The following is a 13,762-nucleotide window of genomic DNA, read 5'->3' as shown; positions in this document are numbered from 1 at the left end:
CCAAAGAACGATCATCTCTTCTCCCCCCTCACAAGCCTTTTCTTTCTATTATACATGACATTGCCCTATAATAGCTAAATTTGCACTTATGTGACATATAACAAGGATTAATACTATTTTGTAGCGAAGTCACCGATAAACTATATACTAGGGAGGATTTCAATTGGAAGATGATATTGTAGGATACTTTAAACAAGTAGAGCGATTCGATTATATTACAATCGACTTAGACGAAAAGTTTTTTATATCGAAGTTGTACAACTAGAAACAAATATAACTTTGCTAAAAATATCACTTAACTTAGACAAGGATGAAACTATTATTGCTGGCGATGTGAAACAATACGATCCTTCTAGGTTAGAACATTTCATACAAAGTTTTAAACGGACTGCACAAACATGCCTTGAACATAATTTACGAAGTCCTGAAGAACTTTTTGCATTTTGGAAAGGAAATGGATCGCTAGAAAAAAATGGGTATAATTCATATAATTTGATATAATTACCATATACAAATATTCTTTACAAGGGAGTGTTCATAATGATTTGGATTTCACTAATCGTATTAGCCTATTTCATCATTCTCGTCCCAATACAGTATAACTATATTAACATGCTCAAGACAAAACAGAAAAAAATGAACATGTCACAAAATGAACTATATGACAACATGTCTTATGAAGAATCCCAAATACACTATCACTATCAAAGTAACGTATTTACAATACCTGCTTCGCTTGTCGCAAGTATTATTTATAGAGTGAAACATGCATCATAATATGTACGCTGTAAAATTGTTATTTGAATCTGTTCATTCTGGTGAGCCTGATCCTACGAAAATGGATGAGCATTATGAAGAAAATCACGATACACTTTTTGAAGAAAGTATTATTCTCGTTAAAGCAAACAGTTTAGAAGAAGCACACAAACTAGGTGAAAAAATCGCTATGCAATCTGAGGATACGTACGATAACATGTATGATGAGCAAGTGAAATGGACATTCCGAAAAGTGTTGCATGTGTTTGAATTAGACGATACACCATTTGAAACTGGAAAAGAATTATACGCAAGATTTTTACACGTTAAGAAAAATGAAACGGTAGATACAGTCGTACAAAAATACTATCCCGAATACGAATAAAAGCTCACAGCAATTGCTGTGAGCTTTTTTATACTTACTTCGTTGAATCTCTAAATTGGATACGGTGAGGTAAGATAACAGTGTGATCTTCCACTTTTTCTTTGTTCATGTACTTTGTTAATAGACGCATTGCTACTGCACCGATATCATACATTGGTTGTACAACTGTTGAAAGTTGTGGACGAACCATTAATGCAAGACGTGTATTATCGAAACCAAGTACTTCTACATCAGTTGGTACGTTTAACCCAGCGTCTTGTGCTGCATGGATTACACCTAGCGCCATTTCGTCAGAAGATACGAAGATTGCTGTTGGCTTCCCATCAAGGCTCCAAAGCTTTTCGAATGCTTCGATACCTGAATCATATGTGTAATCTCCATCGATTATAAGATTTTCATCATATGAAATACCTGCTTCTTCTAGAGCTTTTTTATAACCTTGTAACTTCTTCGCGCTTCCCGCTTTATCAATGAAAGGACCAGAGACGAAACCGATACGCTTATGTCCTTGCTCAATAAAGTGCTTCATTGCGTCGTAAGCTGCTTGTGTATAATCAATATTTACTGATGGCGTTTCATTTTGCTCATCAAATGAAGCTGCTAATACGATTGGTACTGGAGACTTTTTGAATTCTTCAATGTGAATGTCTGTAATATCTTCACCCATGAAAACAATTCCGTCCACTTGTTTTCCAAGCATCGTATTTAATAAATGGAACTCTTTCTCTTTGTTTTGGTCAGAGTTACTTAAAATGATGTTATATTTGTACATTGTTGCGATATCTTCAATTCCACGAGCAAGTTCTGCATAAAACGTATTTGAGATATCAGGAATAATAACACCTACTGTAGTTGTCTTCTTACTTGCTAGTCCACGTGCTACCGCATTTGGGCGGTATCCTAAACGATCAATTGCTTCTAATACTTTCTTTCTTGTTGTAGGCTTTACATTTGGGTTACCGTTCACAACGCGTGATACGGTAGCCATTGAAACGTTCGCTTCGCGCGCTACATCATAGATTGTTACGTTCATCTCATCGCACACTCCTTCTATTTTTTTATCTATTTTTATGTATCGGTTACTTGAATGAAAAAAAGACATCAACTCTATTTGCAGATGCCACCAATCGTCCCGAGTTCTTCCTTTTACTAATGATACGATAAAAACGCAGGCTCATACAATATTTTCCCGCAAAAGTTTCGAAAAAATTCGCTTCTTTTCTCGTATTTTCGTATTTTTTATGAAAAAAAGGGCATTTTTTGTAAAAATATAGATATTTCATACGGAGGAACCTTATTTTAAGCAGTACGATAGTAAATGAAATTTATATCAGCGATTTTTCGAATATATCGACTGCAACTCGAAATATATCAGCGATTTTCCAAATATATCGATCACAACTCCAATTATATCGGCGATTTTTTTAATATATCGACTTACCGACAGAAACCAACAATGATAGTCATTTGATGTACTAAATCTGGAGGTGCGTGGCGCCCTGTAGAATGCATTATATAAAGAACGACAGGGTAACTATATTTCTTCCTTTACAATTGGCACAGCGGAAATATGACGCGCTCTTTCCCATCGTACATTTTCACTTACAAGTAAAAAAAGACAGTGTAAACACTGTCTTTTTTTACAAGAAGGAAACAAACGGTTTATCGCTGTTTTTCTCTTTTATAATAATCGCCTCGATTTTACTCTCGGACTTGATCTGCAATTGTACTTTTGCATCTTTAGGTAATTTTTCTAACATACTTTGAGCGGCCAGTTGAGTAAGAGCCATTAATTCTGTTTTACCATTATATTTAATAACAATATTCATATTCAATGTATCCATTTGATTTTTCTTATAAGAAACTTTAGCATTGACTGGGATAAAATCTGCCGGAGAAAAATCTTTCATTGCCTTAGCAAACTCAGTGATTTTTGTATTATCTTCTCCATGTGCTTGTTTAAATTCATCAGAAGGATATGAAAACGCTTGTTCATCGATCATGCCCCAATTTCCAAGGTTCGTATCATTCTTTTGAACAGTAGCACTAGCAATATACGTACCATTTTTTAAAGAACTTGTATTTTCTTGCTTAAAGATAGCAAACGTAATTGGAGATTTATTATACTTGTCATTTTTATTAATCGCTTCAGTAAGTTGCTTGGCAACTTCAGCACCCTTAGACATTGCTTCTTCATTCGATACACTTGAAGACATCGCTAACCCAATCACCACACCAGATAAACTTAATTCATTTGAATTCTGCTTCCCGAAATAGTCTTGTTCTATAATATTGGTCAAAACTGGCGCTTCTACTTTCGCGACTAGCTCATCAATTAACTTCTCTGGAATATATTGATTTAATTGCAGTACATGATTTTCTGTATCAAATTGTTCTTTTGCAATATTTATTAAACCATTTTCATACTCTGCTAAATCTAATTTAGAATTTGTTTTTATATTAGCTGTATTTATAACCTTTTGTTCTTTTAAAGGAATTACAGTTCTATAATAATCTTTAGAAACAGCAGTTCTCGGAATCATACTCTTTTCTTTCGTATCCTTTTGTATAACTTCATCCTTCTTACTAATCGTATTATTACTACAAGCTCCTAGTAATAAACTTACGACCGCGAAGGATAATGCCATTTTCTTCATTACTTAAAACCTACTTTCAACAATCTAGTTATTTAATTTGAACTATTAACAGTGTACCATTAAATATATTTCAACAAAAACAAAAAAAGAAGCAAGCACCTTTAGCTTGCTTCTTTTTACTTAATATTTTCTTCTAAAGCGTCTTTTTTAATGTTCCAATGAGACGTATTCCATATTACCATCCCATCTTTTATGTATAACACTTGCGGAGATTCATGTTTAATGCTGTACTGTTCTGCAACACGATTCGAAACATCTCTCGCATCTTGTACGTATAAGTAATACGCTGGTACTGCTCTTTCTTCACTACAATACGCTTGAAATTCTGTATATGCACCATGACTAATCGGGCATGTCGTACTATGTTTAAAAAGAACATAAGGTTCGTTTTTTTCTACTAATACTTCAAGCTCTTCAATTGTTTCAACTTTTGTCATATTCATCACGATTCACCTCTCATACGAAGTCTAGAGCGCTTCTCTTTCTTTTCAGCTTTTTTCTCAAGTCTTTCTAATTTACGCTCTTCTTTTTCAACCTTTTTCTCTTGTCTTGTCGCACGATAATGATTGTATACTTCAATTGCTGCGCTGCTCCACTGTACAACTTGCGCTACTTTATCTGCATTGTTTTCAATTTCGTCTGTAACAGACTCTGATACATTACGAAGTTTCGTATTTAAAGAATGGATTGTCGTTCCAATTCCATCTACACCCGATACTACTTTATTTAATGATTGTGACTTCTGTTGAATGTCATCAGCTAACGCATTTGTTTTATGTAATAATTGCTCCGTCTCTACGCTAATCCCTTGCATTTGTTTTTCTAAACCTTCTAACGTGCTCGCAACGTTTTCTAACGTCTTTTGAACCGATAACAACGTTCTGCATACATACACTACTAATACAGCGAAAGCAACCGCGATAATAGCCGCACTTACATATAAAAGAACTTGCATTTCATCACTTCCTTTATCTTTTTCATACTTTCTCCTATTATACAATCATTTTCCGTTTCGTTCTAATCCTTATCTTTTCATTAGAATTTTCATACTTATTCGTTAACTTTAACATAAATGATTCAACAAATTCCACTAAGTAGGTTACAATAGGAGAGGATACATAATTAGTAGGGAGGCTTTACATATGAAAGATCCACGCATTGAAAAGTTAGCATACAATTTAATTAACTACTCTATTCGCTTACAAAAAGGCGAAAAAGTATTAATTGAAAACTTTGGCTTACAAAAAGAACTTGTAACTGCACTTGTAAAAGAAGCATATGCAGCTGGTGGTTTCCCATTCGTTTCTTTAAAAGATCATCAAGTAGATCGCTCTTTATTAATGGGTGCTACTGAAGAACACTTCGAACAAATCGCTGCATATGAAGCAAGCGTAATGAAAGATATGGACGCTTATATCGGTCTTCGCTCTGGCGATAACATTAACGAACAAGCTGACGTACCAAGTGAAAGAATGCAAATTCACGGTCAAACAGTTGGTAAGAAAGTTCATAGAGACATCCGCGTTCCGAAAACGCGCTGGGTTGTTCTTCGCTACCCAAATGCTTCTATGGCGCAACTTGCTAAAATGAGCACAGAAGCTTTCGAAGACTTCTACTTCGAAGTTTGTAACTTAGACTACGGTAAAATGGATAAGGCAATGGATAGCCTTGTTACATTAATGAATAAAACAGATAAAGTTCACTTAACTGGCCCTGGAACTGACTTAACATTCTCTATTAAAGACATTCCAGCTATTAAATGCTCAGGTCATTTAAATATTCCAGACGGTGAAGTATATTCTGCACCAGTTCGCGATTCTGTTAACGGTACAGTTTCTTACAACACACCATCTCCTTACAACGGTTATACATTTGAAAATGTACAACTTAAATTTGAGAACGGTCAAATCGTCGAAGCAACTGCAAACGATACAGAGCGCATTAACAAAATCTTCGATACAGACGAAGGCGCGCGCTTCGTTGGTGAGTTCGCAATCGGCGTAAACCCATACATCTTACATCCAATGGGAGATATCCTATTCGATGAAAAAATCGATGGCAGCTTCCACTTCACTCCTGGACAAGCTTACGACGATGCATGGAATGGCAACAACTCGAACATTCACTGGGATTTAGTATGCATCCAGCGCCCTGAATACGGCGGCGGCGAAATTTACTTCGACGACGTACTAATCCGTAAAGACGGACGCTTCGTTGTATCTGAACTAGAAGCTTTAAACCCAGAGAACTTAAAATAATAATAAAAACGCTCGGAATTTTCTCCGAGCGTTTTTCTATTAATACTTTAATAAATCTTTCGCCACATCTTCTGGCACTTTAAAACTCATCTTCTTATTTTTCATTTCAACTTCGACATAAGGGACATCTTTATAAACTGTCATTGTACCAATTTCATGTAATTCCTTTTTATCTTTACTCGACTCTGATAATTTTGGTGTATCTTCTTGATACATTTTAAATGTTTTCCCTTGCGGAGTATCTAAAGGAGCCGATTGCATTTCCCACTTATCCATTTTCATGACTTCAAACAGCTTTTCAATTTCTTTCTTATCGGTCATTACTTTTTTATCATTTGAATCTGTAAGTGATTCAATCTCAATCTTTTGTGCCTTTTCAAAGTTCATATCAGCCTTTTCCTTCTTCGCACTACACCCTATTACAAGAAAGGATGCGGTTAGCAGAAATAAAAATAACGTAAGGACTTTTTTCATTTCTAATCCTCCTGTACTATATAGAACTACTTTTCTCGCTTTTTGTTTGCTGAAAATGGAAATAATATAAAAGCGCCACTGCAATAGTACCTATTAATATCGGTTCATATAAGGGCAGATCCCATTTCATATATACTCTAGTGCAAATAGCAAACACAAGTAAAATTTCCAAACAAAACAAAGGTTTTACATACTTCATTTCTTACCTACCATTTCTATTTTCACATGTGGATTTTCTTTCTCGATAAGCGCCAAGAATTCATTCATATGTTGCGGCATCGCAACCATATGTACTTTATATGCGTTCGTCGTAATTTCAAGATACTTTCCAACTTGACGAACAACTCTAATATCTTTTAATACAACATCATCATTTAAAATGCCGTACTTTAATACACCATTTTCTACTTTATGCTTTTTAATAAATACTTCCCAAACGAGTGGTACATTTACTAGGAAGCATAAACCCATTCCAATTAACGCTGACATCCACTGCTCTTTATTTGCGAAAAGCATGACAAGTGGATATACGAACATAAAAACTAACGTGAGACAAACGAAAATGACTACCGACTTACTTCTTTGAATCGGAATGTTCATACACGCACCCCCTAACCTAAATTATACCACTTTTTCCATTTTAGTTCATAAAAAAAGGCCATTTCGGAATGACCTTCTTAAACAATATATCTATAAAATTTCTTATCCACCTGTAACACTGGAAAACTTTTTGGCAAATCTTCTATATCAACACTTTCAAAACCATTCTTTTCATAAAAGCGATGCGCGGCTAAAAACTTCACTGTCGTTCCTAAGTAAATATCTTTCAGCTTTTTATTCTCAGCCCACGAAATTGCTGTTTGGAGCAACTTATGTGATGCACCCCACTCTTTTCCGCGAAATTCTTGTTTCACGAACATTTTCCTTAGTGCTACTTGACCGTTCCCAATATCTAATAAAGCTACTGTTCCAACTACTTTCCCATCATAAGTTGCAACCCAAAAGTTTCCATAATCTCTCTGATAGAACGTTTCTATTTCAAGTAAGTCTGGCTGCTCTTCTTTCGTAATGGGAACATTGTACTCTTTTTGCTGAATATAAACGATAAGATCTACTACTTCATCTTGAAACGCACTTTCATACGGAATAATGCGTATCTTCTCGTTCATCGAATCTCCTTCCATTCTGAAGCTAGTAAACTATATACAGCGATATCATGGAAATGATCATATAGCCATTCATCATCTCTTAAAATACCATCTAACTTAAATCCTAAACGCTCTGGAATAGCACGGCTTTTCACATTTTCAACACCGCATCTAATTTCCATTTTATTTAATTTTAAATTATCAAATGCATAGTGAAGTACAGCCTTCACACTACGCGTCATAATGCCTTTCCCGCCAGCATCTTCTGCAAGGTAATATCCGAGACTCGCCGCTTTCTTCCCCCAACTTACCGGATGAATGCCTACCATCCCAACGAGCTTTCCTTTATAACGTATGCCACTTTCAAAACCGTCTCCCTCTGCAAACTTCTTTAACCACATCGGACAAATCTCATCATACGCACCAGCAGATTTCATCCCATCCACCCAAGGAAGCCATCTTCGTAAATGACTACGGTTTTGGTTTATTAATTGATATAGTTCCTCTTTATGATGCTTCTCTAATAACTGTAATTCGATTTCATCGTCTACTCGAAGTGTGAACATGTTTTTTAGCTCCCTTTAGTTTTCTTATTATTCTAACACTTACAGATGTAAATTGTTAAATATTCACACTTTCTTTTAAATTTTATATATGAACAACTACTATATATGATTGATATCTAGATATGAATCATATATAGTTACAGTATGGAAAAAAATGATAATTTTATAATTCAATTACGTAAAGGTGTTTTTGATCTCGCTATTTTGTCCTTAATAAGTAAACAACCTATGTACGGATACGAAATTACAAGTGCATTACAAGATATTCCTGTGTTTCATATCCCAAATGGTTCGATTTACCCTATATTAAACCGAATCACGAAAAACAATTGGGCTGTTTCCTATTGGGAAGAGTCCGGTGATGGTCCAAAAAGAAAATACTATCGAATTACAGACGAAGGGAGAGAAATTTTAAATAGTCGCTTACATGATTATGATGCAGTGTATCATGCTCTAATGTTACTAGCTAAAGGAGAGGATAAAAAATGAACAAAGAACAATTCTTTTCAAATGAACTCATTAATTCTTTCTTACACGATCTTCATAAAGGTTTAATGAACTTACCTGCGTCAGCAAGAGAACAACATGTGCTAGAAATCAAATCCGATTTATATGAAAATGCATTATGTAAAGAAAGTGAAGGGATACCATTAGCGCGCATTCCTTCACAAGTAATTGAAGAATTTCTTCCTCCAAAAGAATTAGCACAGGAAATCGCAGTAGAATATACAGATGTTATTCAAAATGCACAGCAATCTACAAATACATTTATCAAATACTTTACTGGATTCTCAATTGCTCCACTCGGTGCTTTATCAATGCCTATTGCACTAGGTTTTATCAATATTTCAGCTAATTTACCATTTTTATTAGCCTTTATCGCGAGCAACATTTGGTTCATCTGTAGAGAAAACCATTGGAATACAAAGCAATTAAAATTTTTAAAAACAATGATTTCCTTTAGTACTAGCGTTTTAATCGCACTTCCATTTGCATTTTTCGCGATTCGAATTATAATAACAAAACAATTCGATATGTTTTCATTCTATTATTTAATTGGATACGTACTTTTTAGTTCACTATATATCTTCTTATTAAAACAACTATACAAAAAGAATGTACAATACCAACATATCAACGCTTTTTAAAATATATTGAACACAGCAAAAAGACGCACAGCCACAGCTATGCGTCTTTTCTATTACTTCTCTGCAACTTGAACCTCTTTTACGTAAGCTGCTTCGAATTTTTGGATATCGCCTGCGCCCATGAAAATTAGAACGCCGTTTTTATGTTTCTTTAATACATCCGTTGTTGTATCTGTAATTAGTTCTGCACCGTCAATACGCTTTTGCAGATCTTCGATTGTTAATTCACCTTTGTTTTCGCGTGCTGATCCGAAAATATCACATAAGTATACTTGGTCAGCTTTGCTTAGGCTTTCAGCGAACTCATCTAAGAACTTTTCTGTACGTGAGAATGTATGCGGCTGGAATACAGCGACAACTTCACGCTCTGGATGTTTTTGACGAGCTGCTTCAATCGTTGCATTAATTTCTGTCGGATGGTGTGCGTAGTCATCGATAATAACTTGCTCTCCCATTGGCTTTTCATTAAAGCGACGTTTTACGCCTTCAAAAGTTGTTAGCTGATGCTTAACTGCTTCTACATCAACGTTTTCATAATGGCAAAGCGCGATTACTGCTAATGCATTTAATACGCTGTGGTTGCCGTATCCTGTAATTTTGAACGTGTCATAGTACGTATTACGAACGAATACATCGAAAATAGTACCATCTGTTCTCTTTTGAATGTTACGTGCTTGGAAATCATTATCTTCTCCAAATCCATAGAAAATAACAGGTACTTTCGCTTGAATTTTTTGAAGTTCTTCATCATCTCCACATGCAATAATGCCTTTTTTCACTTGCAATGCCATCTCTTGGAATGCACTGAATACATCATTGATATCTGTGAAATAATCTGGATGATCAAAATCAATATTTGTCATAATCGCATAGTCTGGATTGTAAGACAAGAAATGACGACGATACTCACAAGCTTCAAATACAAAATACTTACTATTTTCTACCCCATGCCCTGTTCCATCTCCAATAAGGTAAGATGTAGGGTGTGCACCTTGCATTACATGGGCTAACAAACCAGTTGTTGATGTTTTTCCATGTGCACCAGTTACAGCAACACTTGTGTATTGGTTCATAAGGTCGCCTAAGAAGTGATGGTAACGATGTACTGGGATGTTTAATTCTTTTGCTGCTACAATTTCTTCATGCGTATCAGGAAATGCATTTCCTGCAATAATCACTTGTCCTTCTTTTACATTATTTTTATCAAAAGGAAGGATCGAGATATTGCGCTTTTCCAACGCTGTTTGTGTAAAGAAACGCTTTTCATAATCAGACCCTTGAACAGTATGCTTCATGTCATGAAGAATTTGAGCTAATGAACTCATTCCTGTTCCTTTAATTCCTACAAAATGGTAAACTGTCATCTTAAAGAACCTCCAACATTTCGAACTAATACAACGGCCTATCTATAAGACAGTATATGAATCTTTTCTTATTTTGGTAATCATCATACATTTTTGATGTAGTGAAGTTATTCTTCCCTTCACTTATCAGGATAAACTCGTACGTACTTCTTTTTTTATGTCCATAACAAATCCATTATAGCAAAAAAGAAGCCGCTATACTATGATAACAGAAAAACTGATAGGGTCAATCACCTATCAGTTTTTCTCTCTTTTACATATCTTCTCTTTTTTCTAATTGAACACGCTCTAAACGTGGGTTTGGACGATATTTACGACCAGCTTTCGCTTCTGGTTTTCCATTTAATTCTACGTTATCACCAGTAAAGCCAATATTCATTTTTAATAAGCTACTTCCTACTCCGTATATATCAACAGGTACGTTTTGAGCTTCAAATTCACGAATACGCTTCTCATCAAATCCACCAGTTACAACGATGTCTACATGCTGGAATCCTTCTTCATCAAGTGCTTTACGAAGTGCGAATACAAGCGATGGGTTTACACCACGTGGATCGAATGTTCCAAGTACTTCTGGGTGACGAATGAAGTATTGATCAATCATCGTGCGCGACGTATCTACACGTACACCTTTTAACGTTGATCCAAATTCACGCGCTACGCGAAGTGCATCTGTAATGACATCATTGTTGTAATCAATTAATACAACTAATTCATCTTCTGGGAATTTCTTATGATATGCTTTTGCCGCTTCCACAACATCACCATTAAACATTTGAATTAATGCGTGAGGCATCGTCCCCATACCACTTCTGCCCCACCATTCATTCATCGCATGCGTCGCCTGTGCGCTCATACCTCCGATGTATGCTGCATAACCGTCACCAGCTTGTTGTGTATAATGATCGTCACGGTCTCCCATGAAAATAACTGGTTTTTCTTTATCTACGCTACGCGCAGCTTGGACAACGTTATATACATTTGTCGCAACTGATGTACGACGAGCTAAAATCCCATCAATAACACCTTCTAAAAATCCGAAATTTTCATAAGGCCCATGAATTGTTAACACTGTTTCAAACGGACTAATATTATCGCCATCTTTTAAAGAGTTAATTTCAAGTTCCTCAGGATTCTTAGCGAATGTTTGTAGCAATGCAATTACTTCATCTGTTCCGCAAAGAACTGCATTTTCCTTTTGGAAAAATTGCATCGTTACAACACTTTTCGGGCGAAATTCTTCAATGATTTCTCTAGTCTTTAAAAAGTAAACGGCAGAGAACCAACCTTCTCCAACACGTTCGTCAAATTTAAATGTTCTATTTGTTAGTCTATTTATTTCACCTTTTAATTTTAATTCAATTTCTTTCATGTCGCTTTACTCCCTACTTTACTATCCAACATTTTCTCTTAGTATACAGCAAAACCGTTTACTATACATTTGTTTCCTGCATAGCAGCGAATTCATCCTCAGAAATAAGGACATCTCTTGGCTTCGTTCCTCTTGCTTCAGAAATAATTCCTTGCGATTCCATCTCTTCAATGAGACGTGCCGCGCGATTATAACCGATGCGGAATTTTCGCTGTACAGAAGATGTGGACGCTCCCCCTTGTTCTACAACAAATTGACATGCTTCAAAGAATAATTCATCTTCCGACTCAGCCTGTTCTGTTTTCGCTAATAAATCCTCTTGCTTAAATAAGTAATTCGGCTTCATTTGCTTTTTCACATGATCAACTGTCTTTTCAATCTCATCATCCGATACATATACACCTTGTACACGAACAGGCTTAGATGTACCGTTCCCTAAGAATAACATATCACCACGGCCAAGTAATTTCTCCGCGCCACCAATATCGATAATCGTACGCGAATCAACTTGAGATGATACAGTAAACGCAATACGCGTTGGAATGTTTGACTTAATTAAACCTGTAATAACATCTACAGACGGACGCTGTGTCGCTACTAATAAATGAATACCACAAGCACGTGCTTTTTGCGCAATACGACAAATCGCTTCCTCAACATCACCAGGTGCTACCATCATTAAGTCGGCTAACTCGTCAATGACAATAACGATATAAGGTAATGTCTCTCCTGGAATTTCTCGCCCACTTACAATCGTATTGTAACGAGTTAAATCACGAGCACCAGCGTGCGCAAACAATTCATAACGACGCTCCATTTCTTCAACTGCCCACTTTAAAGCCGCTGTCGCTGCTTTTACATCCGTAATAACAGGTGCGACAAGATGTGGAACAGAATTGTATGGTGCAAGCTCAACCATCTTCGGATCGATTAACATTAACTTCACTTCATGCGGTTTCGCTTTATATAAAATGCTCGTTAAAATTGCGTTAATACACACACTTTTACCCGAACCTGTTGCACCCGCAATAAGTCCATGTGGCATTTTTCGAATATCCGTTACAATTGGATCACCTGAAATATCAAGTCCTAGCGCAACTGTAAGCGGCGATTCGCTCTTTGTAAACACAGGACTTCTTAAAATTTCACGTAGAAATACTGGCTTACTTTCTTTATTTGGAACTTCGATTCCAATTGCACTCTTCCCTGGAATCGGTGCTTCAATACGAATATCTTTCGCTGCTAAACTTAACTTAATATCATCACTTAAATTTGTAATTTTATTTACTTTCACACCTGGGTCTGGCTGTACTTCAAAACGAGTGACTGCTGGACCTTGCGATACATTAATAACATGTGCGCCAACATGGAAATTATTAAACGTTGTATCTAATAATTCTTTCTGTTCATCCAACCATTCCGTATTATCCAACGCCGATTGCTGCGGAATCGATAGCAATGTTAATGGCGGAATTGCATATGTCGGTGGTGTTTGCAATACATTTCGCATATCGTTCTCTCTTTGATTTACAACATATGCTTTCTCTTGTACTTCCGTACTTGAAATTGGCTTTTGTACTTGCTCTGCCACTACTTGTTGCATTGGCTTTTCTTCCACTTGTGGTTCCACTACC

Annotated in this window: 17 protein-coding genes and 1 pseudogene; 6 read left to right on the top strand and 12 right to left on the bottom strand. The window is 36.0% G+C overall.

Features of this window, described 5'->3' with window-relative positions; translation table 11 throughout:
* Nucleotides 1–163 precede the first annotated feature (163 nt).
* The 3 genes and pseudogenes from dhp61 to MR113_RS24970 all read left to right on the top strand — a co-directional run bounded on the left by dhp61 (nucleotide 164) and on the right by MR113_RS24970 (nucleotide 1,141).
* Nucleotides 164–501 (top strand): annotated as a pseudogene (gene dhp61 / locus MR113_RS24980) (protein Dhp61).
* Nucleotides 502–540: 39 nt separating this feature from the next.
* Nucleotides 541–777: a DUF3949 domain-containing protein gene (locus tag MR113_RS24975; protein ID WP_242257233.1), complete on the top strand. Its 237-nt coding sequence runs from the start codon at nucleotides 541–543 to the stop codon at nucleotides 775–777.
* A 1-nt stretch (nucleotide 778) separates the two neighbouring features.
* The gene (locus MR113_RS24970; RefSeq protein ID WP_242257234.1) at nucleotides 779–1,141 is read left to right on the top strand and encodes a DUF4288 domain-containing protein; all 363 of its coding nucleotides are present in this window, start codon (nucleotides 779–781) and stop codon (nucleotides 1,139–1,141) included.
* A 34-nt stretch (nucleotides 1,142–1,175) separates the two neighbouring features.
* Here MR113_RS24970 and ccpA read toward each other — a convergent pair whose 3' ends face one another.
* The 4 genes from ccpA to MR113_RS24950 all read right to left on the bottom strand — a co-directional run bounded on the left by ccpA (nucleotide 1,176) and on the right by MR113_RS24950 (nucleotide 4,753).
* The gene (gene ccpA / locus MR113_RS24965) at nucleotides 1,176–2,174 is read right to left on the bottom strand and encodes a catabolite control protein A (protein WP_242257232.1); all 999 of its coding nucleotides are present in this window, start codon (nucleotides 2,172–2,174) and stop codon (nucleotides 1,176–1,178) included.
* 607 nt (nucleotides 2,175–2,781) lie between these two features.
* Nucleotides 2,782–3,798 carry a CamS family sex pheromone protein gene (locus MR113_RS24960; protein ID WP_242257231.1) on the bottom strand — a complete coding sequence of 339 codons (1,017 nt, stop codon included), beginning with the start codon at nucleotides 3,796–3,798 and terminating at the stop codon, nucleotides 2,782–2,784.
* A gap of 116 nt (nucleotides 3,799–3,914) precedes the next feature.
* Complete coding sequence (gene ytxJ / locus MR113_RS24955; RefSeq protein WP_242257230.1) at nucleotides 3,915–4,241, bottom strand: bacillithiol system redox-active protein YtxJ; 327 nt, start codon at nucleotides 4,239–4,241, stop codon at nucleotides 3,915–3,917.
* Complete coding sequence (locus MR113_RS24950; protein ID WP_001197726.1) at nucleotides 4,241–4,753, bottom strand: DUF948 domain-containing protein; 513 nt, start codon at nucleotides 4,751–4,753, stop codon at nucleotides 4,241–4,243. Before MR113_RS24950 ends, ytxJ begins: the two co-directional genes overlap by 1 nt.
* A 187-nt stretch (nucleotides 4,754–4,940) precedes the next feature.
* Here MR113_RS24950 and MR113_RS24945 point away from each other — a divergent pair, with 187 nt between their 5' ends.
* Complete coding sequence (locus tag MR113_RS24945; protein WP_064449023.1) at nucleotides 4,941–6,056, top strand: aminopeptidase; 1,116 nt, start codon at nucleotides 4,941–4,943, stop codon at nucleotides 6,054–6,056.
* 39 nt (nucleotides 6,057–6,095) lie between these two features.
* Here the strand turns inward: MR113_RS24945 and MR113_RS24940 are convergent, their stop codons facing one another.
* The 5 genes from MR113_RS24940 to MR113_RS24920 form a co-directional block, all read right to left on the bottom strand.
* On the bottom strand, nucleotides 6,096–6,530 hold the full coding sequence (locus tag MR113_RS24940) for a hypothetical protein (protein ID WP_242257229.1): 435 nt from the start codon (nucleotides 6,528–6,530) through the stop codon (nucleotides 6,096–6,098).
* Nucleotides 6,531–6,546: 16 nt separating this feature from the next.
* Nucleotides 6,547–6,729 (bottom strand): hypothetical protein, encoded by a 183-nt coding sequence (locus tag MR113_RS24935; RefSeq protein WP_061680487.1) that lies wholly within the window; start codon nucleotides 6,727–6,729, stop codon nucleotides 6,547–6,549.
* Nucleotides 6,726–7,130, bottom strand: a complete 405-nt coding sequence (locus MR113_RS24930) for a PH domain-containing protein (protein WP_048544500.1) — start codon at nucleotides 7,128–7,130, stop codon at nucleotides 6,726–6,728. Before MR113_RS24930 ends, MR113_RS24935 begins: the two co-directional genes overlap by 4 nt.
* Nucleotides 7,131–7,207: 77 nt before the next feature.
* Nucleotides 7,208–7,699: a GNAT family N-acetyltransferase gene (locus tag MR113_RS24925; RefSeq protein ID WP_242257228.1), complete on the bottom strand. Its 492-nt coding sequence runs from the start codon at nucleotides 7,697–7,699 to the stop codon at nucleotides 7,208–7,210.
* Complete coding sequence (locus MR113_RS24920; RefSeq protein ID WP_242257227.1) at nucleotides 7,696–8,244, bottom strand: GNAT family N-acetyltransferase; 549 nt, start codon at nucleotides 8,242–8,244, stop codon at nucleotides 7,696–7,698. Before MR113_RS24920 ends, MR113_RS24925 begins: the two co-directional genes overlap by 4 nt.
* Before the next feature lie 144 nt (nucleotides 8,245–8,388).
* On the opposite strand from MR113_RS24920, the gene MR113_RS24915 reads away from it, so the two are divergent.
* Both MR113_RS24915 and MR113_RS24910 read left to right on the top strand, forming a co-directional pair.
* Entirely contained in the window at nucleotides 8,389–8,733 is a 345-nt protein-coding gene (locus tag MR113_RS24915; RefSeq protein WP_000414140.1) for a PadR family transcriptional regulator, read from the top strand.
* Nucleotides 8,730–9,392 carry an HAAS signaling domain-containing protein gene (locus MR113_RS24910; RefSeq protein ID WP_242257226.1) on the top strand — a complete coding sequence of 221 codons (663 nt, stop codon included), beginning with the start codon at nucleotides 8,730–8,732 and terminating at the stop codon, nucleotides 9,390–9,392. The genes MR113_RS24915 and MR113_RS24910 overlap by 4 nt, the downstream gene beginning before the upstream one ends.
* A gap of 53 nt (nucleotides 9,393–9,445) precedes the next feature.
* Here the strand turns inward: MR113_RS24910 and murC are convergent, their stop codons facing one another.
* The 3 genes from murC to MR113_RS24895 all read right to left on the bottom strand — a co-directional run.
* A complete protein-coding gene (gene murC / locus MR113_RS24905; protein WP_098344517.1) occupies nucleotides 9,446–10,756 on the bottom strand; it encodes a UDP-N-acetylmuramate--L-alanine ligase in 1,311 nt (436 codons plus the stop codon).
* A gap of 253 nt (nucleotides 10,757–11,009) precedes the next feature.
* Nucleotides 11,010–12,128, bottom strand: a complete 1,119-nt coding sequence (locus tag MR113_RS24900) for a nicotinate phosphoribosyltransferase (protein ID WP_000658380.1) — start codon at nucleotides 12,126–12,128, stop codon at nucleotides 11,010–11,012.
* A 61-nt stretch (nucleotides 12,129–12,189) separates the two neighbouring features.
* Nucleotides 12,190–13,762, bottom strand: a 1,573-nt coding sequence (locus tag MR113_RS24895; protein ID WP_242257225.1) for a DNA translocase FtsK, incomplete at its 5' end; no start/stop codon positions are given.

Source organism: Bacillus cereus group sp. BfR-BA-01379 (assembly GCF_022663605.1).
In the GTDB taxonomy this organism is placed as follows: Bacteria; Bacillota; Bacilli; order Bacillales; family Bacillaceae_G; genus Bacillus_A; species Bacillus_A mobilis.
The sequence above is the reverse complement of the archived record's forward strand: the minus strand, read 5'-3'. Positions and strand labels throughout refer to the sequence as shown.

Excerpts from the sequence above, each read along its gene's own strand:
- MR113_RS24920 (WP_242257227.1), bottom strand. The coding sequence starts at position 8,244 with ATGTTCACACTTCGAGTAGACGATGAAATCGAATTACAGTTATTAGAG.
- MR113_RS24900 (WP_000658380.1), bottom strand. The coding sequence starts at position 12,128 with ATGAAAGAAATTGAATTAAAATTAAAAGGTGAAATAAATAGACTAACA.
- MR113_RS24970 (WP_242257234.1), top strand. The coding sequence starts at position 779 with ATGTACGCTGTAAAATTGTTATTTGAATCTGTTCATTCTGGTGAGCCT.
- MR113_RS24975 (WP_242257233.1), top strand. The coding sequence starts at position 541 with ATGATTTGGATTTCACTAATCGTATTAGCCTATTTCATCATTCTCGTC.
- MR113_RS24950 (WP_001197726.1), bottom strand. The coding sequence starts at position 4,753 with ATGCAAGTTCTTTTATATGTAAGTGCGGCTATTATCGCGGTTGCTTTC.
- murC (WP_098344517.1), bottom strand. The coding sequence starts at position 10,756 with ATGACAGTTTACCATTTTGTAGGAATTAAAGGAACAGGAATGAGTTCA.
- MR113_RS24940 (WP_242257229.1), bottom strand. The coding sequence starts at position 6,530 with ATGAAAAAAGTCCTTACGTTATTTTTATTTCTGCTAACCGCATCCTTT.
- MR113_RS24925 (WP_242257228.1), bottom strand. The coding sequence starts at position 7,699 with ATGAACGAGAAGATACGCATTATTCCGTATGAAAGTGCGTTTCAAGAT.
- MR113_RS24915 (WP_000414140.1), top strand. The coding sequence starts at position 8,389 with ATGGAAAAAAATGATAATTTTATAATTCAATTACGTAAAGGTGTTTTT.
- MR113_RS24960 (WP_242257231.1), bottom strand. The coding sequence starts at position 3,798 with ATGAAGAAAATGGCATTATCCTTCGCGGTCGTAAGTTTATTACTAGGA.
- MR113_RS24935 (WP_061680487.1), bottom strand. The coding sequence starts at position 6,729 with ATGAAGTATGTAAAACCTTTGTTTTGTTTGGAAATTTTACTTGTGTTT.
- MR113_RS24910 (WP_242257226.1), top strand. The coding sequence starts at position 8,730 with ATGAACAAAGAACAATTCTTTTCAAATGAACTCATTAATTCTTTCTTA.
- ytxJ (WP_242257230.1), bottom strand. The coding sequence starts at position 4,241 with ATGAATATGACAAAAGTTGAAACAATTGAAGAGCTTGAAGTATTAGTA.
- ccpA (WP_242257232.1), bottom strand. The coding sequence starts at position 2,174 with ATGAACGTAACAATCTATGATGTAGCGCGCGAAGCGAACGTTTCAATG.
- MR113_RS24945 (WP_064449023.1), top strand. The coding sequence starts at position 4,941 with ATGAAAGATCCACGCATTGAAAAGTTAGCATACAATTTAATTAACTAC.
- MR113_RS24930 (WP_048544500.1), bottom strand. The coding sequence starts at position 7,130 with ATGAACATTCCGATTCAAAGAAGTAAGTCGGTAGTCATTTTCGTTTGT.